Genomic DNA, 13,750 nt, shown 5'->3' with positions numbered 1-13,750 from the left:
ACAGTAATTATTCAGTTATAAAAAATCGAAAAGTCAGCGTAGACGGTGGGCTCGTCTTCACCAACTCCAGTATTTACTATCGAGGAGCTAGACATAATTGGCCAAGCAACAGAGACTTTACTCGAGAAACTGTCACTCCAATTCATCTTAAACAGCATTCCGCCACCGGAGAATCGAGCCCAGTCATCCTCCACGGTATCCTCATAGTTATTCACATAGCCATATCCAACATCGGCAATCAGTGCTACTTGGAAAATGTCATTTAAACGCTGATTAAACAGGATGGGGTTCATAAATTCAGGGAAGTTTACATACCACTCTGCGGAAACAACTGCACCCATATCTGCAGAAAAATCTCTTGCGGAGAAAGCACGCACACCACTGGCTCCACCCAGTGACAATTGCTCAAATCCAGGCAGGTTGCTCTCACTATATTGGGCTCTTCCTTTTACTATCAGCCTTGAGTGGTCATCGGTAAAAGGCATAGGCAGGAAGATGAGAGAACTGGTGTTAATGGCCAGCTTATTGAAGTCATCTCCCCTTCCCGGTTCAACCGTATTTTGATGCTCACCGTACTGTGCGGTAGCACTTACTATATTCAGCATTGAAAGGAAGCCATTAGAAAGGCTATCCATATAGATGCCAACTTCCCCGCCATAAACGTGGTCACTGGTAAACTCAATAATACCCTCAAGATCTGATTTCTTTTCTGTCAGACCGAAGGATCCGGTGAAGTTAAAATCCCTAGAGCGTCGAAACTTATGATCTAAAGACAGCGCATAACTTTTGTTCACACCTGAAATTTCAAGCAAGTTAATTACGTTACCTTCATCTTCTTCATCAAAAAGATTAAAGTCATTGTGATCTGCCGATATTTCCAGGCGGGTGCGAGGGCCGAACAGAGGGAAGCTGTATCTGAACTGCCCGAGATCAGAGCCATAATAGCTGTTAGACCCTGGGTTTGACTTTAAGTACCCTAAAGTTAAAGCATCACCGATCCCTAGGGGGTTCAACCAGTCAACAGTCGCATAAACCCTTTCACTACCGGTATAGAGAGAACCGTGATTATCGGCCCTAAATGAAGCGCGCCAGGAATCCGACTCACGAACTTTTAAATTAAGCTTGGTTTCACCAGGGTTGTCACCCGCACTAAAGTAGCCGGTAACGTTTAATCCTGGCAGGTCATTAAGTAAATATAACCCTTCCTCGATATTCTCATGATTTACCAGATGGCCACGCTGGTCTTCAAAGGGCTCTGCCAGCTTTTCGTCTGTGTACTCTTCGTTATCTTCGGCAACAACCTGCCCTAGAAGCCCCTCTTGTACCGTAAGAGTGACCACTCCATTTTCCACATCTTGAGCGGGAATTTGCACTTGGGCCAAAAACAGCCCTTGCCGACGATAGAAGCTTGTCAGTTCAGCAGCAATCTCTTCGAGATCGCCATAACTTAAGCCCCTCTCTTTATTTTGTTTTTCAATTACACTTACCAGCTTCTTAAGCTCAGCAGGCCCCAAGCCACCAGGATTAAATTGAGCATTCATATTACCCAGCAATATTGCCAGCTCTTCCAGGTTGTCTACGGTATAACCGCTAGCGAGGATTTGATCCTCTTTCATGAATTTAGCCCGTAGTTCCTCTGCCATTTCCTCTACGGTTTCTCGGGAAATACCAAATTCGGGATATTCTTCTAAACGATGAAACTTAAATTCTTTTACAGTAATCCGCGGCCCCTGATTTCTCTGGGAGATTTCAGGAATTTCTGTATTTAAGTTGGGGTCTTCAGATTCATAAGTACGCTGAAGAAAGTCTTGGGTTACATCCACTTCATTAATAGTAGATGTATCCTGATTAAAGGCTTCCCGCACTCGGTTGCGAAAATTAGATCCATCTTCCTGGGCAAAAGCCGGCACTTGCGATACAAGAAAGCCAGCACCTATAAATAATGCCAACTTACTTTTTCCTAGCCCAAGCATATTTCCCCCAGTTTTAATCTCTTAATCTTTAATCTAACCAACTCAACTATCGTATCGATATTCGCTGGTAATTGTTTAATCTAGTTAACATCTCTAACGACACGGAAACCGGTAAACTCATCGGGCTGGCCATTATGAAGCTTCTTGGTTGTTGCCAGACAACGGCTCATTGGATCAATGCGGCTACCTCCCAAAGCGAGCAACTCGCCCTCTGTGCCTAATCCCCACTCCTGGACATTACCTACAGCATTAAGTAACCCAAATCCGTTAGAGGAGCCAGCTCGGGCAGGTACTAACTCAGCACCTTTTTCAATACCGCCATACTTCAAATGACAGTTTCGATCCGCTACTTCGTCTTCCCCCCTGGCACTTGCAGCAGCAAACCACTCCTGCTCAGAAGGTAGGCGGTAGCGGTAGCCGGTCTCATCACTGAGCCAACTTAAATAAGCCTCTGCAGTTGCCAGGGATAAGTTATTTACCGGCAAGTCCGTTGTTTCTGGAGTCTGCTCTCCGCACTGACCAGCAATGCGGCAGAATTGAGCCAACTCAGTACTGCTCACCTCATATTTACCCACAGCCAGTGGCCTGCCACTCAAACCTTTAATCACCACCATTGCCGGCCCCTTGCTGCCATCCGCAAGACGGTCACGACAGGTGTAGCGATCACCACGCCGACCGCTGCCTGGAACCAGGTGCCCACAAAAATCCAGCTTAAAGTCTTTCAATGGTTGGTATGCGGGCAGTAGAGCCCTGAATTGATCAACCAGGGCTTCCGTCTGAATCGGATCCTTGGTTCCAAGATTGGATGCGCAATTTACCAGCTCTTCGCCCACCACTGGGCGGATCTTCAAGGCTTTTGCACTGTCCAGCTTTGCCAGGCTGGACAACTGTGAACCTATCGCAGTGGCACTCATGGAAAAGCTGCAGGTGAGTGCTACTTCCATATCATCGAGCACAGCATCAATCTGCTGTTGCTTTTGCGCAGCCAGGCGGCGACGCTCCGCCCGCTCTTCCGCCAGGCGGATACGCTCGGCTTCACGCTCTTCAGCGATCCGCTCCGCTTCAAGGCGAGCGCGCAGGTTCTCTCTATCATTCGCCAGCTGAGTTTTGATAGCCTCAGCTTCTTTAGACTCACCATACCAGTTGGCAACCCCCGCCAGCATGACATCGGCCTGATCGAGGTTACCCAGGTTTAACTGACCGGTTGCAGCAGCCAGGAAAAGCTCTGATACCTGGCGACGGGAGGCATCCAAGAACTCTTTATCCGCAGGGTTCAGCTCAGAATACTCCTCCAACTCCAGTTGAAGATCTCGCTCCCAGGCTGGAGTCAAAATACTCAGGCCAATCAACCGGGTGATAGCCTCTTTCTTATCAGCAATACGCCTGGCCAATAGCTCCTGTTCGTGCTTGCGCTCGAGCTCGATTCTGACTCGCTCTTGCTCTACAGCATTTTGCTGCTGAAGGTGTCCATAGCCCACTACAGCACCGCCCAACAAAATGACAAACGCACTGCCTAGTACCCACTTCCAGGTATGGCTGACAAAGAACGCCTGTACAAACTTTTCTACAGTACTAGTGCGGTTTTCTCGTTTTAGCTCAAGCGCTGACTCAAGTGCGCGCCACTGCCTGCGATTAAGCCCTTTGATTCGCTTGGGCCGTAGGCCCTGCTCCATGGCTTTATCGGCAGGTGTCTTGTCATAAGGGTGGCGCCCGCAGAAGAGCTCGTAGGCAACACAACCTAACGCAAATACATCATCACTCGGTGCCGGTTCGGCTCCCTTGAGCATCTCAAGGCTCGCATATGCCGGAGTTAGGGCTCCAAGAGTGCCAGCGTCAAATACTGTCGTTTCGCCAGCTTTATTTGCAATTCCCCCTTCAGAAACAGCTCGGGCAATACCGAAGTCAAATACTTTTGCACCTTTTTTATTGGTTACAAAGATATTGCCTGGCTTAAAGTCCGAGTGAACAATTTTATGGGAGTGGGCATATATCAGGGCCTGGGAGATATCCCAAAATACCGAGCGGGCACGCTCGGGCTCCAACCCAACATCGGCATGATCGCGCAACAACTTGTCCAATGGAGCACCCTCAAGGAACTCCATTGTCATAAATACGCGATCTCCATCGCGGTCAAAATCGTAAACCGTTACGATATTAGGGTGAGCAAGCGTTTGTGACTTGCGCGCTTCCCGCTGGAGAGAAATAAAAGCATCGGGGTGCTTTTGGAAATCATCATTAAGCAGCTTGATAGCGACATAGGGCTCGCTGTCACTGGCTTCTAATTTACGGCGGTCAAGGGCTTTGTAAACTGCCCCCATTCCCCCAACACCCAGGAGTTTGTCAAGCTCAAATCGACCTTTGATTACAGTTTTGGTCACTGCATTTGAGCCGGAAGCTTCAAAGGGTTCAGGTATTACTGCCGAATCGGCAGAAACCCCACCCAAAACTTCATTGGCCCCAGCCCCACTTCCCATCCGATTAGAATTAGGGGAAGGCGCAAAGACAGTAGCATCTGAGCTAAAGCTGGCAGCAGCCGAAGGGATTACCGGTTGGGCACCTTTAACCGGGGGGTGATCATTTGCTCCAGTCTTATCCTGCTGCACAACAACGGTGATATCACCATCTTCTGTCAGCCCGCTGGTTGATTGGCCTGAGCCCGGCGGAGTGTCACTCGGCCGAACAATACGCGTCTTATCGTTCAATTCCGCCTCCATGGGAAACCATTACGACACATCCAAATCCGCAAAAACTTTGTTATTGATCTAATGGGCAAGGCAATAAAGTAGGGTGCGAAGTATATCGAACAGCCTATGTGGCAACAATGAATCAATATTCAAATAAATTTGCCTTAACACGCCATCAAACTATTATTTTGATCCAGCCCCCGAAAACACTGAGTATCACTTCGCTATATGGCTGAATTACATATTATTACAAAGCAAGCTTATCAAAAAAATACCAGTAAATGCTTTCAAATAGATATTTGACTGTCAATCAATATCCATGACTCAAACCACTTATTTATCCCCATTAGAGGTTTGTTACTTTTTAGCGATATTAAATTAGTGTCAGAGTCAATTAGGGCAAACGGGCATAAATCGTAACAGCATAAAATTGCCTCTCGAAATTAGTGCCAGAGTCGATTAAATAACTCGAAAATTAGTTTGTTTTTAGCTTTCTCTTTGTTTAAATCATCACAGTTGCCACCGCGACGACCACCTGAACTACTGCGAATCGCGGTGGTAAGGGATTAACCACCAACATCACACGCCAACTAATGAGGGACATCCCATGGCTATCTACATGAACTACAACAACAAAGCCATCAAAGGCAATGTTACTGCTTCCGGCTACGAGGACTGGATCGAAATTGACAGCTTCAACTTCGGTGTTGGCCGCGGCATTACCATGGAAGCTGGCGCCATGTCAAACCGCGAAGCTTCTCGCCCAAGCCTGAGCGAAGTAAGCTTCACCAAGCGCATCGACGCTGCTTCCGGCGGTCTGTTCAAATCTTCTGTAACCGGTGACGAAGGTGTTACCGTTGAGATCCACGTAGTACAAACCGGTGCTAACTCTGTAGAGAAGTACGCTGTTTACAAACTGGAAAACACCCTGATTTCCTCCTACAGCATCGGTGCTTCCGCTGGTGGCGCTCCGGCTGAGTCTGTATCCCTGAGCTACGCTAAAATCGAAGCGGACCTCAACCACGCAGACAAGACCAACAAGAACCCCAAAAATATGCGTGTTGGATACGACCTGGAAACAGCCAAGCCGCTGTAAGCCAGCAGAATCTGATCTGCATATACAATGGTCTGCAGGAAATTCTGCAGACCATTATTTAGCAGTTATTTAGCTGAGCGCTTATTGAGTTTTCAGCTAAATAACTGAATGTATAATAACTAGTACTATTCTCCAAGGCACCGTAGGGATAGTAGGGGCTGCCCATGACTACATTAAATCAAGATAGAAGACTGATTAAAGTCGACAGCCCGCTCGGCACGGATGCGGTAATCGCTACCAGCCTGCAAGGCGAAGAGCACATATCCAAACTCTTCCGCTTTGAACTTCAGCTCCTATCCGATGACCATGCAATTAGCCAGAAAGATATCGTCGGCAAAGCTGTTACCGTTTCTGTACACCACTCAGAAACTCCTCGCTATATCAATGGTTACGTTACTCAACTGTCTCTGCGCGATGTTAACGCTGAGGGAGTGCGAAGTTATAGCGCCACAATTCAACCTGGCCTTTGGTTTACCAGCCTCGGGGGCTCCAACAGAATTTTTGAAAAGAAATCTGCTAAACAGATTCTTGAAGAAGTTTTGGGCGAGTACAGCAAAGTTATAAAGCTAAGCGTTAAATTAAATGCTGAATACATAACTCGTGAATATTGCGTGCAGTTTGATGAAAGCGATTTTGAATTCATCAATCGCCTTATGGCTGAAGAAGGTATCTCCTATTACTTCAAGCACTCAAATGGGCAACACGAACTTGTACTTTGTGATGATAGCCAGGACTTCTATGACTGTGAAAGCGAACAGATAGAGTACGATGGGAGCGGCAGTCATCCGACAAAAAATACTGTAAGTAGCTGGCAGCGAAATTTCAATTATCATGGTGGCGGATTTGAACTGAAAGATTATTGTGAGTTCACCGCAACAAAAGATAATAAACAGCAAGTTAAAACTACCAGCCAACTGAATGATGTCAGTAATTACATGCGCGGCCTTTATGGGCTAAACCATTTCCAGGCTGACGGTGAAAATAAGCACAAATTCACAGATAGCTACCATAAGGCTCTCGCCGAGCGTTCAATGGAAGCGCAAGAAGCTTTATTTGATATGAGCCATGGGCGCAGTGACTGCCCCTCATTCACAGCTGGCGGCCGCTTTAATTTTGACCACACATTATCGTCAGAAAAAGGGAAGTACCTGATTACTTCCGTACATATCTCTGCTACAGACGGCAATAGTGCGGAAACACATTTCCACAATACTTTCAGTTGCATCCCATCATCAGTAACTCCAAGACCTGAGCCAAATATTTTTGCGAAGAAGGTACACTCTCCGCAAGTCGCACGCGTTCTTGAAGTTAAGGCCACCACTTCTGACAGTTCACAAGACCCCTACACCCAAATCAAAGTGAAATTCCCATGGAATTCGCAACAGAACAGCTGTTGGGTACGGGTGATGCAGTCATTTGCCGGAAAAAACTGGGGTGCAAACTTTGTCCCCAGAGTCAATCAAGAAGTTATTGTTACTTATATTAATGGTGATCCGGATAGACCGCTGATAACCGGAGCCGTGTATAACGGTGATAATCCGGGCCCCAATTACACTGCGACACAAAGTGGCTGGAAAACTGAATATGAAGGTAGCGCCTTTAACGAACTTCGGTTTGATGATAAAGGCGGAAGCGAAGAGCTTTATATGGAAGCCGGCAAAGACCATAACTTTGTCGTCCATAATGATCAAACAGGGAAGATAGAAAACAAACAAACCCTTGAGGTTAAACAAGACCGGACTATTACGGTTACCGACGGCAGTGAAGTTGTCACCATCTCAAAAGGTGATCAGAAACTCAATGTCAGTAAAGGTAATCAAGTTGTCACTATCGGGTCAGGAAATCACACACTCAAGGTCAGTAAGGGTTCTCAAACTACTGATGCAATGGGCGCAATTAAGATTTCCTCCAAAGCATCCATTGAATTAAAAGTCGGCGGTAGCAGTATTAAACTGACTCCAGCTGGTATCACCATCAAAGGAACAATGCTTTCCTGTAAGGGCGACGCTACTGCAGAAGTTAAAGGTGGCGGAATGCTGACCCTGAAAGGCGGCGTAACCATGATTAACTGATGGGGATATATCAATGACAGACCTCATTAAAGTAGAAGCTCTCACCGCAGATGAGCTACTTAAGAATTTTGAAGTTAGTGACGAGGCAGAAGATCATCTGGTACCGGATACAGCACCAGAAGTCAGCATAAACCGCCTTGTGGAAGCAGGCCTATTTCCAGACGCGATCAAGTTGCTTGCTCATGGCCTACCAAAGCGGGAAGCCGTGTGGTGGGCTTGCCTCGCGGCCCGAGATATCCAAGGCCCTCAAACTGACGATGACAATGTGAATGCGCTTAATGCAGCTGAGACTTGGGCAAAAAAGCCCAGTGAGGAAGCCCGCTTACGCTGCAAACTATTCGGCGATAAAACAAAACATAAAACTCCAGCGAGCTGGGCAGCTACGGCAGCGAGTTGGTGTCATGGGAGCTTAGCAGCCGAAGGTGAGCCGGTAGTAGAGCCGCCAGAACACCTTTATGCTCATGCAGTCGCAGGCAGTGTTACCCTTGCTGCCGTGCTATCTGACCCAGTCGATCCAAATAAAAGGTTCATGCGCTATATGGAGCAAGGTCTCGATCTAGCACGAGGCGGAAACGGTAGGGTTGAGGGATAAACTATGGGTAAGCCAGCTTCCCGTATTGGTGATATGCATGTATGCCCAATGGTCACCGGCACAGTACCTCATGTGGGTGGCCCAGTAGTAAGCCCAGGAGCACCCACCGTTATCATCGGTGGGATACCTTCAGCAACCGTAGGTAGCACTTGTACCTGTGTTGGACCGCCCGATACGGTCGCCATGGGAAGTACAACGGTAATGCTGCAAAAGAAACCTGCAGCAAGAATGGGAGACACCACAGGGCATGGTGGAAAAATAGTTATTGGTTGCCCTACAGTATTGATAGGCGGATAAAATAGGGCCATCCCGCGTACTAACTAAGTACGGTGTGTCGGCATAGATAAAATTGGAAACTGGTGTTATCCAATTAAGATCATCCCATATCTATGCTTAAGAGTACTCACACAAGTCCACTCTTATCGAGTGGGCATCTCTCTGCCACACCATATCTGCTGAATAAAGATAACGGCTTAAAATATAGGCCCTAGTACACAAGACAATATTTCTGTGTACTAAAAGTGACGCCCTCTTTTATTAGGATATTTAGCCGACCGCAATGGTAAAGCTAGCTATCTAGCACAATTATTTTAAATCCAAAAATCGTTACTCGTACATTAACGCATGTCTTGCATAGGCTTAGGAAAACCTACCTAAGAACCGGAAACATTAAACAACTTTATTCAGCTAAAAATAGCACAGAATTACCAATCAAATATAAACAATATGTTTATATAACCTACGGATCACTAATTAAAATATTTCACACAATAAATTTTCATTAACAATATATTTTCGATGACTCTTTATTAAAGAACTTAGCCTAGGACCGAAATATAAGTAAAGATTACAACCAACCAGAAAATAATCACTTTAGCCAAAATGGCCAGAGGGTTTTTACCATGCAAAAGAAACATAAATTTAAATTATTTTTAATATCTTTTTTATTAATTGCCATATCACCTGGAGGGACTAACGCTATGGCTTCATTCAACCCCTTTAAAGCTTGTACATTTTCAGAAATGAAAATCAAGTTAACACTAAATGGCGAGCCTGTATCAGGGGCTAAGATCACACGCTCCATACAATGGCAAAAAGAATGGATAGATACATTTACATCCGATGAGGATGGAGTAGCAATTCTTCCATCCAAATTTGCTAGCTCTTTAACTCAGGTATTGCCAGTTGAGTTTGTGTCTGCCCAGAAAATCACAGTTGAGCATAATGATCATTCCTACAAAATCTGGGTATACGCAAAAAGACACCCGGAAGAGAACTCAGAACTTGATGGAAAGCCCTTTAACTTAACCTGTGAACTTTCAGACGAATTACAACTAGAAGAGGTTTTTGATTCATATTTAAAAACCTCCTGCAAATTTACCTAAACTTAGAAACAAGGATGACAACACTATGCTCAGCCCAAAATACAGCGCTAAACTTGCTGCTGACACATATCTTGTTAAAGAACCTAATACCCGGGAACTTTTCTTTGATGCCTATAAAGATGATTTTGAAATTGATGAAGAATTGTCAAGCAAATTCAATGGGGAAGCCGGCGCTCTTGTCCTAATAAAAAGTACAGACACAAGAGGCATAGTACTTTCGGGAAAAAAACAATATAAAGGACAAGCTTTTGTAAGCATACTAGGTACTGATAGCCTATATGATGTATTAACTGACCTAAATGCTGGTGTGAAAAGATTTCATACTGGGGGGGCTGTCCATCAAGGTTTTTTTTATACTTTTGAGTCTTTTTTACCTAAACTGGAAAACTTTGCTCGAAATCTTCCAAAAGACATTCATACGATCCATTGCGTTGGACATAGTCTTGGTGGTGCATTAGCAACTCTTGCTGCAGACTGGCTTTCATCACATACAGGTAAATCTGTAAAGCTGTATACATTTGGCAGCCCTCGAGTGGGACTTGATCACTTTGCCAGTGGCTGCAAAAGGAAACTGAAGGCTGAGAATATTTATCGCGTTTATCATCGTGCTGATCCTGTTCCTATGGTGCCTACTTGGCCATTTATCCACGTTCCAAATGGTGGGACTGGAGACTTTGAACTGCCAACCCCAAGCCTCAACCCAGGAACAAACCATAGCAGTAAGACTTATATAAAGTCTGTTTCTCCAAACGGAACAGGTCTGGATTGGAATGATGTAAAACTCAGAAAACCTAAAGGTAGCCTAGAAAAAAGTGTTGAAGCATGGTTAAGATCTGATGGTATTCTCTCACTAACTATGAATACGGCATGGATAGCTGGGGAGGCATTGCTTTGGGTGCTCAAGAAGATCACTCATCTTGCAGGAATTTCTTTAATCGTGACCGGCGGGACAACCTTTACACTTCTAGATAGACTTGCAATATTTCTACACAAAGCTTACCAGATTAGTAAGGATATCTCTTTTTGGATTTTGCGACTTATCCGTAGGCTGGCACAACTGATCGGACTTACTATTGTTGAAGGTACTGATATCACGGTTTCCTTTATTCGTATGGTATTTCTACGTATGCACCGCGCTGTTTCTGACTTAGTAATGAGGGCAGGAAGACCAAACCAGTAATTATTTCTTAAGACCTGTTGTATCTATATGGTTATTAGTGGTACCAAGCCCAGCAATGATTTTTTATTAATATCACTGCCGGGCTTATATACAATTCTCTATTCTACAGTGTAACTAAAGTCCCCTTCTTCCGTTGCGGATACTTTAATTGCTTTCACTTCTTCACCGCGCGCCATTTTATCCAAACATTCACTAGCCAATTCCGGCAATAATGTTTTGTTCAGAATAACTTCAATATTACGAGCACCTGTATCAGCTTCGTGGCAACGAGCAACGATGTTAATCAAAACATCCTCGTCATAGCTAAAGGAAGCTCCGTAATGCTCGTGAACGCGCTTTTCAATCTTACGCATATTGATTCTGCAAATCTCTACCAGATTCTCATCATCGAGAGGGTAATAAGCAATCACATTTGCTCGACCGAGGAAAGCAGGCTTGAATTTTTGTAGCAGATGTGGGCGGATATTATCCATCAATACATCCGGCTCGGGCTTTTCTTCTACCTGATTGAAGATAGCTCTAATTGCATCCTCCCCTGCATTGGAGGTCATAATTATTACGGTATTCTTGAAGTCGATATCCCTTCCTTCACCGTCTTTAATAGTCCCCTTGTCAAACAGGTTATAGAAAACATCCTGTACACCTGGGTGAGCTTTTTCCATCTCATCCAATAAGATTACTGAATAAGGCTTACGGCGTGCAGCTTCGGTAAGAACTCCGCCCTCTCCGTAGCCTACATAGCCGGGAGGAGAGCCCAACAGCATAGATACTTTATGCTCTTCCTTGAATTCAGCCATATTGATGGTCGTGATATTTTGCTCTCCACCAAACAGCTCGTCAGCCAAGGCAAGGGCAGTCTCTGTTTTACCTACACCACTGGTACCACAGAACATAAACACACCCACCGGTTTACGCGGGTCTGTCAAGCCTGCTCGAGAAGTGCGAATTGCCTGAGATACAGCCTCAATAGCATGAGGTTGGCCAATAACACGCTTATTAAGGCGCTCTGCCAAAGTCTTCACAGCAATGATTTCATCGCTAACCATCTTACCGACAGGAATTCCAGTCCAGTTGGCAACTACTGCGGCAATAGCCTGTTCATCAACAGCTGGCTGCATTAACGGGGTATCCCCCTGGATAACTTCCAAGTCCGCAGTTAATGTTTTGAGCTGTTGCTGATAGTCGGCTAATAAGGCCTCGTCGGGTGTATTTTCACCTTCACCACCTTGGGCCTTCATAAACTCTACATCGATCTGATCGCGGAGTTGTTGAATCTGTCCGATTAGCTCATTTTCTTTAAGCAATTGCTGTTCGAGCACTTCCAAACGCTTTTCTTCGGAAGCTTTAAACTCTTTTAGCTCTGCCAGTTGCTCCTCATGCTCACCCATTGCTGCGTTTTCACGCTCAAGTTTAGCCAGGGTAGTATTAGTGCGATCAATATTGATACGAGCATCTTCAATCGCCCCAGGAGTAGCAGACTGGCTAAGAGCGACGCGCGCGCAGGCCGTATCCAGTAAGCTAACAGACTTATCTGGCAATTGGCGCCCGGGAATATAACGATGAGATAACTTGACCGAAGCTATGATAGCTTCATCCAGAATGCGTACTTTATGGTGCTCCTCCAGCGAGGTTGCGATACCACGCATCATATCAATCGCGTTGCTCTCATCAGGCTCTTCCACTTTTACTACCTGGAATCTACGGGTCAAAGCAGGATCGCGTTCAAAATACTTCTTATATTCCGCCCAGGTTGTGGCAGCTAAAGTACGCAATTCACCACGAGCCAGTGCAGGTTTCAGGAGATTAGCCGCATCCCCCTGCCCCTCTTTACCGCCCGCGCCAATCATGGTATGCGCTTCATCAATAAATAGAATAATTGGCGTTGCAGATGCTCGCACTTCTGAAATTACAGACTTCAAGCGGTTTTCAAACTCACCTTTTACACTGGCGCCAGCCTGAAGAAGTCCCAAGTCAAGCGTGCGTACGGCTACACCGCGCAATGGCTCAGGTACATCACCACTAGCTATTCGAAGAGCAAAGCCTTCAACGACGGCAGTTTTACCAACACCTGCTTCACCAGTCAGGATCGGATTATTTTGACGCCGGCGAGTTAAGATATCGATACATTGGCGTATTTCCTCATCACGACCAAGTACAGGGTCAATCTCTCCCTTCTTCGCTCTTTCAGTTAGGTTGATTGTATATTTGTCCAAAGCTGGAGCTTTAGAAGCAGCTGCAGCAACTGCAGCTGCGCCATCATCCATATCCGCCGTAGCGCTAATATGGCTAGACTCTCCACTTTGTCCAAACATTGCACGAGCGGTTTCGCGAATCGATTCTGGAGCTATCTCTTTCAGTTCTGGGCAGGATTCTAAAATCTGGCGACGAGAAGTTTCTTCCAGTAAAAGCGCAGCCAAAAAGTGTCCGGAACTGATTGCTCTATGTCCATAATCAATAGAAGCCAGCATCCAAGCATTCTTCGCTGCTTCTACGATAGTTGGGGACAGGGCTGGTGGACGGCTGCTGCCGGCCCGAAATCCAGCAATCGCTGTAGCCAGCTGCTTGGCAAAATTTGCTGGATTACAGTCGTGTTTTTCCAACAGATGGTAAAGGTCAGTATCAGACTGATCCAAAAGTTTCAGTAACCAATGCTCTAATTCAACATTGTACTGGTTCTGTGACAGACAAAGCCCAGCAGCGCCCTCTAGTGAGTCACGCATATGCGGAGTCATGGTATCAACCAATCGCTTCAAATCGATATTGATCAC

Annotated in this window: 9 protein-coding genes; 6 read left to right on the top strand and 3 right to left on the bottom strand. The window is 45.7% G+C overall.

Going from position 1 to position 13,750, the window contains the following annotated elements:
• Positions 1-11 precede the first annotated feature (11 nt).
• Positions 12-1,949 carry a ShlB/FhaC/HecB family hemolysin secretion/activation protein gene (locus ACJJI8_RS07710; RefSeq protein WP_444934708.1) on the bottom strand — a complete coding sequence of 646 codons (1,938 nt, stop codon included), beginning with the start codon at positions 1,947-1,949 and terminating at the stop codon, positions 12-14.
• A 104-nt stretch (positions 1,950-2,053) separates the two neighbouring features.
• On the bottom strand, positions 2,054-4,675 hold the full coding sequence (locus ACJJI8_RS07705) for a bifunctional serine/threonine-protein kinase/formylglycine-generating enzyme family protein (RefSeq protein WP_444934707.1): 2,622 nt from the start codon (positions 4,673-4,675) through the stop codon (positions 2,054-2,056).
• A gap of 589 nt (positions 4,676-5,264) precedes the next feature.
• On the opposite strand from ACJJI8_RS07705, the gene ACJJI8_RS07700 reads away from it, so the two are divergent.
• The 6 genes from ACJJI8_RS07700 to ACJJI8_RS07675 all read left to right on the top strand — a co-directional run bounded on the left by ACJJI8_RS07700 (position 5,265) and on the right by ACJJI8_RS07675 (position 10,982).
• On the top strand, positions 5,265-5,753 hold the full coding sequence (locus ACJJI8_RS07700; RefSeq protein ID WP_413664127.1) for an Hcp family type VI secretion system effector: 489 nt from the start codon (positions 5,265-5,267) through the stop codon (positions 5,751-5,753).
• Positions 5,754-5,917: 164 nt separating this feature from the next.
• Positions 5,918-7,825, top strand: a complete 1,908-nt coding sequence (locus ACJJI8_RS07695; protein ID WP_444934706.1) for a type VI secretion system Vgr family protein — start codon at positions 5,918-5,920, stop codon at positions 7,823-7,825.
• A gap of 13 nt (positions 7,826-7,838) precedes the next feature.
• On the top strand, positions 7,839-8,417 hold the full coding sequence (locus ACJJI8_RS07690) for a DUF6931 family protein (protein WP_413664125.1): 579 nt from the start codon (positions 7,839-7,841) through the stop codon (positions 8,415-8,417).
• Positions 8,418-8,420: 3 nt separating this feature from the next.
• Entirely contained in the window at positions 8,421-8,714 is a 294-nt protein-coding gene (locus ACJJI8_RS07685; protein WP_444934705.1) for a PAAR domain-containing contractile injection system baseplate protein, read from the top strand.
• A gap of 605 nt (positions 8,715-9,319) precedes the next feature.
• Positions 9,320-9,802: a DUF6795 domain-containing protein gene (locus ACJJI8_RS07680; RefSeq protein WP_413664123.1), complete on the top strand. Its 483-nt coding sequence runs from the start codon at positions 9,320-9,322 to the stop codon at positions 9,800-9,802.
• A 25-nt stretch (positions 9,803-9,827) separates the two neighbouring features.
• Positions 9,828-10,982, top strand: coding sequence for a lipase family protein (locus tag ACJJI8_RS07675; RefSeq protein ID WP_444911963.1), 1,155 nt, complete (start codon positions 9,828-9,830; stop codon positions 10,980-10,982).
• Positions 10,983-11,080: 98 nt separating this feature from the next.
• Here ACJJI8_RS07675 and tssH read toward each other — a convergent pair whose 3' ends face one another.
• Positions 11,081-13,750, bottom strand: a complete 2,670-nt coding sequence (gene tssH / locus ACJJI8_RS07670; protein ID WP_444934704.1) for a type VI secretion system ATPase TssH — start codon at positions 13,748-13,750, stop codon at positions 11,081-11,083.

The sequence above is a fragment of the Microbulbifer maximicatervae (SeqCode) genome, from assembly GCF_052467695.1.
This window is presented reverse-complemented; position numbering and strand designations above follow the sequence as displayed.

Coding starts and splice junctions, on each gene's coding strand:
- ACJJI8_RS07685 (WP_444934705.1), top strand. CDS start 8,421: ATGGGTAAGCCAGCTTCCCGTATTGGTGATATGCATGTATGCCCAATG.
- ACJJI8_RS07700 (WP_413664127.1), top strand. CDS start 5,265: ATGGCTATCTACATGAACTACAACAACAAAGCCATCAAAGGCAATGTT.
- ACJJI8_RS07695 (WP_444934706.1), top strand. CDS start 5,918: ATGACTACATTAAATCAAGATAGAAGACTGATTAAAGTCGACAGCCCG.
- ACJJI8_RS07680 (WP_413664123.1), top strand. CDS start 9,320: ATGCAAAAGAAACATAAATTTAAATTATTTTTAATATCTTTTTTATTA.
- ACJJI8_RS07690 (WP_413664125.1), top strand. CDS start 7,839: ATGACAGACCTCATTAAAGTAGAAGCTCTCACCGCAGATGAGCTACTT.
- ACJJI8_RS07675 (WP_444911963.1), top strand. CDS start 9,828: ATGCTCAGCCCAAAATACAGCGCTAAACTTGCTGCTGACACATATCTT.